Annotated in this window: 12 protein-coding genes; 8 read left to right on the plus strand and 4 right to left on the minus strand. The window is 42.9% G+C overall.

The features are described from left to right. On the plus strand, positions 1-157 hold a 157-nt coding region (locus L4D09_RS27880), incomplete at its 5' end, for a transketolase-like TK C-terminal-containing protein (protein WP_428460810.1). A 136-nt stretch (positions 158-293) separates the two neighbouring features. Here the strand turns inward: L4D09_RS27880 and L4D09_RS27885 are convergent. After that, the gene (locus tag L4D09_RS27885; RefSeq protein ID WP_428460799.1) at positions 294-746 is read right to left on the minus strand and encodes a hypothetical protein; all 453 of its coding nucleotides are present in this window, start codon (positions 744-746) and stop codon (positions 294-296) included. A gap of 579 nt (positions 747-1,325) precedes the next feature. On the opposite strand from L4D09_RS27885, the gene L4D09_RS27890 reads away from it, so the two are divergent. The 7 genes from L4D09_RS27890 to tkt are packed head-to-tail and all read left to right on the plus strand — an operon-like array spanning position 1,326 to position 8,652. After that, positions 1,326-1,769, plus strand: a complete 444-nt coding sequence (locus L4D09_RS27890; protein WP_428460800.1) for a PTS sugar transporter subunit IIA — start codon at positions 1,326-1,328, stop codon at positions 1,767-1,769. Between the two features lie 13 nt (positions 1,770-1,782). After that, positions 1,783-3,204: a PTS mannitol transporter subunit IIBC gene (locus tag L4D09_RS27895; protein WP_428460801.1), complete on the plus strand. Its 1,422-nt coding sequence runs from the start codon at positions 1,783-1,785 to the stop codon at positions 3,202-3,204. Between the two features lie 45 nt (positions 3,205-3,249). Continuing rightward, the gene (locus tag L4D09_RS27900) at positions 3,250-4,521 is read left to right on the plus strand and encodes a zinc-binding dehydrogenase (RefSeq protein WP_428460802.1); all 1,272 of its coding nucleotides are present in this window, start codon (positions 3,250-3,252) and stop codon (positions 4,519-4,521) included. 58 nt (positions 4,522-4,579) lie between these two features. Next, the gene (locus L4D09_RS27905) at positions 4,580-5,098 is read left to right on the plus strand and encodes an MltR family transcriptional regulator (RefSeq protein ID WP_428460803.1); all 519 of its coding nucleotides are present in this window, start codon (positions 4,580-4,582) and stop codon (positions 5,096-5,098) included. A 9-nt stretch (positions 5,099-5,107) separates the two neighbouring features. Further along, positions 5,108-5,842, plus strand: coding sequence for a nucleoside/nucleotide kinase family protein (locus L4D09_RS27910; protein ID WP_428460804.1), 735 nt, complete (start codon positions 5,108-5,110; stop codon positions 5,840-5,842). Positions 5,843-5,880: 38 nt separating this feature from the next. After that, positions 5,881-6,627 carry a phosphatase gene (locus L4D09_RS27915; RefSeq protein WP_428460805.1) on the plus strand — a complete coding sequence of 249 codons (747 nt, stop codon included), beginning with the start codon at positions 5,881-5,883 and terminating at the stop codon, positions 6,625-6,627. A gap of 27 nt (positions 6,628-6,654) precedes the next feature. Then, a complete protein-coding gene (tkt, locus tag L4D09_RS27920) occupies positions 6,655-8,652 on the plus strand; it encodes a transketolase (RefSeq protein WP_428460806.1) in 1,998 nt (665 codons plus the stop codon). A 111-nt stretch (positions 8,653-8,763) separates the two neighbouring features. Here the strand turns inward: tkt and L4D09_RS27925 are convergent, their stop codons facing one another. The 3 genes from L4D09_RS27925 to L4D09_RS27935 all read right to left on the minus strand — a co-directional run. Further along, on the minus strand, positions 8,764-9,105 hold the full coding sequence (locus L4D09_RS27925) for a hypothetical protein (protein ID WP_428460807.1): 342 nt from the start codon (positions 9,103-9,105) through the stop codon (positions 8,764-8,766). Between the two features lie 105 nt (positions 9,106-9,210). Continuing rightward, positions 9,211-9,897 (minus strand): hypothetical protein, encoded by a 687-nt coding sequence (locus L4D09_RS27930; protein ID WP_428460808.1) that lies wholly within the window; start codon positions 9,895-9,897, stop codon positions 9,211-9,213. Positions 9,898-10,318: 421 nt separating this feature from the next. After that, on the minus strand, positions 10,319-10,589 hold a 271-nt coding region (locus tag L4D09_RS27935), incomplete at its 5' end, for a hypothetical protein (protein ID WP_428460809.1).

Genomic DNA, 10,589 nt, shown 5'->3' on the forward strand with positions numbered 1-10,589 from the left:
GGGTATTGCTGACTTCTGGTACAAATATGTAGGCTTCGACGGCCGTATCATCGGTATGACTACATTCGGCGAATCGGCACCTGCAGGTGAGCTATTCAAAATGTTTGGCTTCACTGTTGAGAACGTAGTTGAGACATCTAAAGAACTACTAGCTTAAGATTAAAAGATTAAAAGTAAGTAATACAAAAATGCCGACATAACGTCGGCATTTTTATTTGTGTATGTTTTCGCTTTTATCTTCATCAACGATCATATTGAATGCCGATCGCTATCGCTCAGCATAACGTACAAGCTCAACCTCTAGCGTGCTTACTCTCTTTAACTCGCCCTCTGAGCTCAACAACAATTGGGTTCTCTGTATATTGAAAAAACCTTTCTGGCACCGCAAATACAAGACAGCGTCCAAGATTACCTTTTTCTTTTAGCTCAATAATGATTCTTTCCGGTTTACCTTTTTCACCATATACATGTCTTATTTCACTGAAGTCAACAAGCTGACTCACATCACCTTTCTTAAAGAGTAAATAATCACCGTAGTCAATCACCTCATATGACAAGTCACTGAGCTTACTTTTATAAAGAATAAAAATCACAGCAATCATGAATATAGGAATAATTAATGCGATGATTTGTTCTTTATATACCTCGGAAATAAGAACAAAAGTCAAAAATATAACGATAAATACAATAGAAAAAAATAGTAATGCTTCTTTTTTAACTAAGGTTGAACCCGATAACCTTCTCATGAATATGATTTCACCTGCTTTCCATTTAGTATAAAAATCCGTTTATATCCTGTCTACTCTAGACTAACTTCACTAAAAATTTAAAAACAGAAAGGTAGCTCTGCTAACAATGCATGATATGCGGGGTAATCAGCACTTCAAATCCCCTCAATAGGCCCAAGTAAAATCATAATGAGAACATAAATTTCACGCATTTCGTTATTAAATTTCAGAGCAGTTATAACCAAGCTGAACCGATAACAAACAGGATATGAAAGCCGTTGAAAGCTATTAATTCACACCAAAACCAAAAACGATCTAACTCAAAGTTTTCACGTATGCAATCAACAAAACAAGACGTAAATCACACCACGAGAATTAAAATTAAATAGTGAAAATCAGATCAAATTCAAATTAAAGGGGTTGATTTGTATTTTAAACAAAAAATGAAAATTAAAAACATAACAAGTACGTGATCCTGATAATAAAACACTGCTTGACACCAATATTATTTGGACAACCGTCACACTTTCATGCCATTTGCTTCACCCTTCAAGTGTACTGATAATAGCCCCAACAACGAAGAACAAGGTGAAAGACATGCTATACGAATTAATCGATCACGATTTAGTTGATGTCATCAACGACGGCACATACCAATGGCAAGAAGCGGTCAGAAAAACCACTAATTATCTAGAACAACGCGGTTACGTATCACCACAATATGCAGATGCCATCATTCAATCGACAAAAGATAATGGCCCTTACTACGTTTTATGTCCTGGCCTAGCAATGCCCCATGCACGACCTGAAACCGGGGTATTGAAGACAGGCCTTGGTATTCATGTATTCCCATCACCTGTTGATTTTGGCTCTGAACTCGGTCCGGCCAATATCCTTATTACTTTAGCAGCAAAAGACTCTGATACCCACATTGAAGTGATTCAAGCCTTGAGCGAAATGTTTGTGGACGAAGATAGCATCGAAAAACTATCCCAAGCATCTTCTAAAGAACAAGTGCTCGAAATTATAAAAGCATACTAAGAAGGAACATAACGTGAAAACAAATATGCGAGCCAATGTCCAAGCCTTTGGGGGTCATTTGACCGCCATGGTGCTACCCAATATCGGGGCCTTCATCGCCTGGGGTTTTATTACAGCACTCTTTATTCCAACCGGTTGGATGCCAAACGAAGCCTTTGGTGAACTTGTTGGCCCAATGATCACATACTTACTCCCCCTACTGATTGGTTACACTGGTGGTCAAATCATTGGTGATAAGCGCGGCGCCGTTGCCGGTGCCATTGGTACCATGGGTGTTATCGTCGGCGCAGATATCCCAATGTTCGTCGGTGCGATGATCATGGGTCCATTGAGTGCATGGGTTATCGTGCAAATGGATAAACGTATCCAGCACCGTATTCCTTCGGGCTTCGAAATGGTGGTGAACAACTTCTCGCTAGGTATTGTCGGCATGATCCTGTGCTTGTTCGCCTACGAGATTGTTGGCCCAGCTGTAACAGCCGCTAACCTGTTCGTGAAATCGGGCATTGAGGCACTGGTTGCAACGGGCTTCTTACCGCTACTGGCGATCATCAACGAACCAGCCAAAGTACTATTCCTTAATAATGCCATTGACCAAGGTATCTACTACCCTCTGGGTCTACAAGCGGCAGCAGAAACCGGCAAATCTATTTTCTTTATGGTGGCATCTAACCCAGGTCCAGGTCTTGGTATGTTGCTGGCTTACGCAAAATTTGGCCAAGGCCTCAGTAAGCGCTCAGCACCAAGTGCCATCATCATCCACTTCTTCGGCGGTATCCACGAGCTTTACTTCCCATACGTGCTGATGAAGCCAATTATGATTTTGGCAATGATTGCTGGTGCAACAACAGGTATCGCAACATTCAACCTACTTGACGCAGGTCTGGTAGCGGGTCCAAGCCCTGGCTCTATCTTCTCTTACTTGGCACTGACACCAAAAGGTAGCTTCATCGCAACGATTGCTGGTGTGGTATCTGCAACGGTCGTTTCCTTCCTTGTCGCCAGCGCGATTCTGAAGATGAGCAAGTCAGAAGACAAAGAGACCGAGTTCGAACAATCTGTTACTGACATGAAAGACATGAAAGCAGAAGGCGCAGTTAAACCTGCCACAACAGCTAGCACAACAGAAACAAAAGCTATCCAATTTGTCGCTTTTGCATGTGATGCGGGAATGGGATCCAGTGCGATGGGGGCCTCAACCTTCAAACGCAAACTAACCAAGGCGGGTATCGATATTGAAGTGAAGAACTTCGCTATCGAGAAAGTCCCAAGTGACGCCGACATCGTTGTCACCCATGAAAGTCTAGAAAGCCGAGCGGTAAACGCGACAGGACTACCGGTCATCACAATCAAAAACTTCCTTCACGACCCAGCTCTTGATGAGCTGATGGTAACTATCGAACAACAGATGGTCGCGACAGAGCAACCAGCCTAACAATGCAGTATGGGGCGGTTATCCGCCCCACTCAGGAGAGAAATCATGGTACAAACAACAGCAGCGGTTATCTGTGGCGAGAAGGATGTTCAACTGAGAACATTCGAATTACCGACCATTTCAGCAGACGAACTTCTTGTTAAGAACATCTCAAATAGCATTTGCCTATCAACTTACAAAGCGGCTTTGCTTGGAAGCACACACAAACGAGTTCCAGAAAATATCGAAGAAGTTCCGGTGATGACCGGCCACGAATACGCTGGCATCATTGTTGAAGTGGGTGAGAACCTAAAAGACAAGTTCACTGCTGGTGAGTCCTTTGTCCTGCAACCAGCAATGGGCTTGCCATCGGGCTATTCTGCCGGTTACAGCTACGAGACTTTTGGTGGCAACGCAACCTACTCAATCATTCCAAAAATCGCTATCGATTTGGGCTGTGTATTGCCTTACAAGGGTGAGTACTTTGCCGACGCATCGCTGGCTGAACCAATGTCTTGCATCATCGGTGCTTATCACGCTAGCTACCACACCACGCCGTATGTTTATGAACATGAGATGGGCATTAAAGAAGGCGGTTCATTGGCACTACTAGCATGTGCAGGCCCAATGGGTATCGGTGCCATTGATTACGCGATTAATGGCCCGGTGAAACCAAGAATTATCGTGGTGACCGACATTGATCAAAACCGCCTTGATCGCGCTGAAAGCCTGATCCCAGTGAGCGCCGCCCAAGAAAAAGGTATCGCGCTGCACTACGTTAATACCGCACAAATTGACGATCCTGTTTCGTACCTGAAATCACTCAATGGTGGCCAAGGCTACGACGATGTGATGGTATACGCCGCGGTATCGCAAGTATTAGAACAAGCCGATGAGCTACTAGGTAACGACGGTTGTTTAAACTTCTTTGCTGGCCCAACAGACAAGAAATTCAAAGTGCCGTTCAACTTCTACAACGTGCACTACGAAGCAACCCATATTGTGGGCACCTCAGGTGGTTCAACGGGTGATATGCTCGAATCACTCGACCTATCATCTGACCATTTGATCAACCCGTCATTTATGATCACCCACGTAGGTGGCTTGCAGGCAGCGCCGCATACAATTTTGAATCAGCTGGAGATCCCTGGCGGTAAGAAATTGATTTACCCGCATATTGATCTGCCGCTCACTGCCATTGATGACTTTATGTCGCTTGCCGAACAAGACCCGTTCTTCGCCGAGTTGGACGCCATTCTAAAAGCCAACAACTATGTGTGGAACGTGGATGCAGAAAAAGCGTTACTAGAGTTTCATGACGTGAGCTTAGTCGTTTAGATACAACGAAATTGTGTGGTAGCCTTTGCGCTGCCACACGATGAAGAGGTCACTAACGGTGTCACGTGAACATGAATTACTTAAGAAACTAGAAGAGTGCGATAACGCGACTTCGTTTCTTCAGATTTCGAACAAAATAATTAACCTCAAGTTAAAAGCATTACTCCCAAAAGTCTTTGTCCAAGACGAGTTAGTGATGGAGTATGCTGTGGAACCACTATTACGGGAAGATGGCCCGCTGGAAACCACTGATGTCGTATCAAAACTGATGTTTGCGATGGGTAAGATTTCATTAGAAACCTATGCAGATATTGGTTTGTACAATCAGACCTTAGACTATGTCGTCACTACTTCAGACAAAGTCTCTTTCGGTGATGATGTAGTTTACGACTTCATAAAAAGCCAAGCAGTGCTCTCATCCCAGCAAGACGGCTTTTACCTTGAGTCTATAAACAAACTAAAGTTTTCTTCTTTCGAATCTTTTTCACAGATGAGATACGAATCTCTGATCAAAACAGTCCTTAACCTGTCATGTGAGCTGTTAATTGAAAATATCGAAAGAGAGATAAAGCAATGAGGCCTCAAGATGAAAGTAAACTTGAATATCAGTGGATTTGAAACCGAAGCTGTATTTCCTGACAAAGATGTCGATACCATTCATAAACCCCTAGTTGAGAAATTCTCCCGCCTCTATCACGAAACCCAGCAACGCATCGTTATTTTTCTCAGCGCACCTCCAGGAAGTGGTAAATCTACACTTGCCGCCTTTTGGGAACATTTGTCAGAGCAAGACGAACATCTAGAGCCTTTGCAGGTATTACCTTTTGACGGCTTCCACTACCCCAATGACATTCTCGACAACAACACCATAGAGCGAAATGGTGAGACAATCTCTCTGCGCAGTATCAAAGGTTGTTACGAAACGTTTAATTTAACTGAGCTCATCGACAAGCTTAAACAGCTGAAAGTGAAAGACCCTAAATGGCCTTATTACGATAGAAACCTTCATGACCCAGTGGATGACGCCATCGACGTCACGCGTAATATCGTTGTGGTGGAAGGTAACTGGTTGCTGCTCGATGAACCGGTTTGGCAGGGGCTACATAAACTCGCTGACTTCTCCGTTTTCCTCGACACCGAAGCAGGGTTCCTGCAAGAGCGATTGGTCAACAGGAAGATCCGCGGCGGCAGCTCACCAGAAGATGCCTTGGCGTTTTACCATCAATCAGATGCGGTCAATGTCGAGAAGGTGCTCAACCATTCCATCAAGGCTGACTTGAATTTGTTTATGAACCACGACGGTTCATTTGAAATCCAATAAGCAGTCCACCTCTGAAGGACCCGAACTAGGAGATCACTATGGATATCGTGATTGATAGCCACACCCATACCATTGCCAGTGGACATGCTTACAGCACCATTATTGAAAATGCACAGGCCGCGAAAAACAAGAAACTGAAGCTGCTTTGCACCACCGATCATGCGCCGGAAATGCCGGGCGCTCCTCACTATTGGCATTTCAATAACCAGCGGATCTTACCCCGCTTCTTGCATGATGTCGGGATCCTTCGCGGTGTCGAGGCCAATACTCTCAACATAAAAGGTGAGATCGACCTGCCGCCCTCGACAGACCAACACCTTGATTGGGTTATCACTAGTTTCCATGAGCCCGTATTCAAACCGGCAACAGAAGCCGAACATACCGCAGCACTGATTAATGTTATCAAGGGTGGCCGGGTGGATGTACTGGGACACTTGGGCAACCCCAATTACCCGTTTGATATCGAGCAGGTGCTTCGTTGTGCCAAGGAGCATAACGTGGCGGTTGAGGTCAACAACACGTCACTCACGGGTAAAAGCCGCAAAGGCAGCGACGTTCGCTGCAGCAACATTGTCGAGATTGGCAAAGAGATCGGTGTGTATTTCACAACCGGCTCAGACGCCCATTTCAGCGAAGAAATTGCCCGGCTAGATCTTGCCATTGCCTTGCTGGAAAAACACGGTGTCAGTGAAGACAAGATACTGACTACATCGACCAGCCGCTTCCTCAACTTCCTATTACTACGCGGTAGACAAGAGATCACTGAATTCGCAAATTTATATTAATTAAGATTGACTGATTGAGACGTTAAAATGACTAATTCAAACAAACATCTGGCAAATGCAATCCGTGCCTTGAGCATGGACGGTGTTCAACAAGCTAATTCTGGCCACCCTGGTGCGCCAATGGGTATGGCAGACATCGCTGAAGTTCTATGGCGTAGTCACCTAAATCATAACCCACAGAATCCTGAGTGGGCTGATCGCGACCGTTTCATTCTGTCGAACGGTCACGGTTCAATGCTGATTTACTCTCTATTGCACCTATCAGGCTACGAGCTTTCAATTGAAGACCTGAAAAACTTCCGCCAGCTTCACTCTAAGACTCCTGGCCACCCAGAATACGGTTATGCACCAGGCATCGAAACAACGACTGGCCCTCTTGGTCAAGGCATTACCAATGCGGTTGGTATGGCGATGGCTGAAAAATCGTTGGCTGCACAGTTCAACAAAGAAGGCCACGACATCGTAGACCACTACACTTATGCATTCATGGGTGATGGCTGTCTGATGGAAGGTATCTCTCACGAAGCATGTTCTCTAGCGGGTACGCTAGGTCTTGGCAAGTTGGTTGCTTTCTGGGATGACAACGGCATATCTATCGATGGTGAAGTTGAAGGTTGGTTCTCTGACGATACACCTAAGCGTTTTGAAGCCTACGGCTGGCACGTAATCCCAGCGGTAGACGGTCACGATTCTGATGCTATCAACGCTGCTATTGAAGCGGCTAAAGCGGATCCTCGTCCAACGCTTATCTGTACTAAAACTATTATCGGTTTTGGTTCTCCAAACAAAGCGGGTACGCACGACTGTCACGGTGCTCCACTAGGTGCTGATGAAATCACAGCAACTAAAGCAGCATTGGGTTGGGAACACGGTCCTTTCGAAATTCCTGCAGATATTGCCGCTGAGTGGGATGCGAAAGAAGCAGGCGCAGCAAAAGAAGCAGCGTGGAATGCTAAGTTTGACGCATACGCAGCGGCTTACCCAGAGCTAGCAGCAGAGTTCAAACGTCGTACTAACGGCGAACTTCCAGCTGAGTGGGAAGAGAAAGCAAACGCAATCATTGCTGATCTTCAAGCTAACCCAGCAAACATCGCTTCACGTAAAGCGTCTCAAAACGCACTAGAAGCATTTGGTCAAATGCTTCCTGAATTCATGGGCGGTTCTGCTGACCTTGCACCATCGAACCTAACGATGTGGTCTGGTTCTCAGTCTCTTACTGCTGATGACTTCTCTGGTAACTACATCCACTACGGTGTACGTGAATTCGGTATGACAGCCATCATGAATGGTATTGCTCTTCACGGTGGTTTCGTACCATACGGCGCAACATTCCTAATGTTCATGGAATACGCGCGTAACGCTATGCGTATGGCTGCTCTGATGAAAGTTCAGAACATTCAAGTTTACACGCACGATTCGATCGGTCTTGGCGAAGATGGTCCAACTCACCAACCAGTTGAACAAATCGCATCGCTACGTCTAACACCAAACATGAGCACATGGCGTCCATGTGACCAAGTGGAATCAGCTGTTGCTTGGAAACTGGCTATCGAGCGTAAAGATGGTCCTACATCGCTTATCTTCTCTCGTCAAAACCTTGCACAACAAGAACGTGACGCTGAGCAAGTAGCAAACATCGCGAAGGGCGGCTACATCCTGAAAGATTGTGAAGGTAAGCCTGAGCTTATCCTTATCGCGACAGGTTCTGAAGTTGAGCTAGTTGTTCAGGCTGCTGCACAACTAACGGCTGAAGGTAAACAAGTACGYGTTGTTTCCATGCCTGCAACTGATGCATTCGACAAGCAAGATGCCGCTTACCGTGAATCKGTACTGCCTTCTGATRTAACTGCACGTATTGCAGTTGAAGCGGGTATTGCTGACTTCTGGTACAARTATGTAGGCTTCGACGGCCGTATCATCGGTATGACTACATTCGGCGAATCGGCACCTGCAGGTGAGCTATTTAAGATGTTTGGCTTTACTGTTGAGAACGTAGTTGAAACGTCTAAAGAACTCCTAGCGTAACAGTACGTTACCGGTCTAGTCCGAACATGGGCTGACGCTTTTATATGAAGCCAGTAGCTAAAACCTACTGGCTTTTTTATGACTGAAAGATAGGGGGGAACTATCTCAGTATTATTTTAAACGGACAACTTTACCTATTTCTAACGAGCGATGCACTGCATTACAAATTTCTGTCGCTTTAAGCCCATCAAGCCCAGTTACCAAATATGGTGTACCGTTCACAATACTGTCGACAAAATCATGAATCGGCTGAATACCATATCCAGACGCTAAGCCATTGGGATAATTTATGAAGTTATAATTTGGCGTTGATGCTTTTTCCTTACCAAAAATTTCATAACCTCGATCTTGTGCATCCGCCCGTAAATATTTATTTTCAGTCAGAATAAAACTACGACCATCATTGGCTTTAGGAAGTGAGTTCGGTAGAACCCACCGTCCACTGTGAGCCATTATCAAACAGGAGGAATGCTTGAATGCTGTCCCAAGTATCGACACCCTTAGCGTCTAAAATACCACGAGTAAATGTCTCAGTGTGATATAGGAAATTGAATATTTCTACAAAAGATAAATCTTACTCCCTACTAATTTTCCTTTATAACACCCATTACCCAAGCTAGACATTTCATAAAAAAGCCCTTCATCGTCGACGCCTTCAAATAATATTCTTATTTGTGAATAACGATAAACAGGCATGTGTTCAATAAGTAACTTCTTTATAAACCTTAAATCAAGATTAAATTTCACAACTTTGATATTTAAGTATTGCATAATTTCTAATAGCTCAGGTGGCGATATATCAAAACAATCAATTCCTAACTTTATCGAACTACACATTGAATAATTAAAATCTGATAAGTTTAACAAACCTAAGTTACTAGAAAAATCATCTCGAGGAAAAGTCAAAATCAGATAGCAATTTTTACTCTTTAATACATCATTTAAAGCATCAACAAAAATCATTACTCGAGGTTCTTGTGTATACTGAAATTGAAATGATACATATAAATTAATACTATAATTGTCATTTTTCCTAACTAAAGACTCAAAAAACAATGCCAATCGATCAAGCATGTAAATTAATATGTTAATTTTACACTCATAATCCAGTTCTTCGACACTTTTATATGACTGTTTGATAGGTTTTAAACGTGCATCATAACCATCAATTTCTCTCGAGTTATTGATGACAGGGTCAAGAACCACTATATATTTTGAGTATAACTCACTATCTAAAATGTTCATTTAAAATCCAATATAACTTTGTCTTGACGTTTCACAGCGACATATAGTTCGATATTTAAACCAGGTTTAATTAGTACATCTCTAATATTATCATCAATACGGAAGGAACATAACTTATTTATATATGGTAAGTGGTAATGTTTAACATAGAACAACACAATAAATAAAACAGACAAAACTATCCCATAAAAAATTATCATTTTCATATCATCCTCTAATCGACAATTCATAAAAATAGTTACTTTAGGCTCTACATCAAAAACATCATAATTAAATTAAATTAAACAAAGTGATTTCTGATTAATCGCAACAATTTCCATTAATTCACGCGGAGAATGAAACAAGAATTAACCCCCACCTAAAGAGAACATAATCTGTAGATAGGGAATTAATTATCAACATTGAAAATAACCTTAACTTTTTACTGATAATATAAAAATGTTCCTTTCCTTAATAATCTATTATCAATCCTAAGAGCAGGATTATTCATCTCTAAAACGTGATTATTATTTTCAATAGCGATTCTAAAAATTTTCAAACCATAGCGCACTCGAATATCTTGTTCATTTCGATTTGATGCTGTGAACCAAATTATATAATTTGAAAAGAATTTCATAAAATAGCCATTATAATCTATATACATCTTTTCACTTCCTTTATGGCTAAGCTTGTATACACCTACAAACCTCCCG

This window comes from Photobacterium makurazakiensis (assembly GCF_050336715.1).
GTDB lineage: Bacteria > Pseudomonadota > Gammaproteobacteria > Enterobacterales > Vibrionaceae > Photobacterium > Photobacterium makurazakiensis.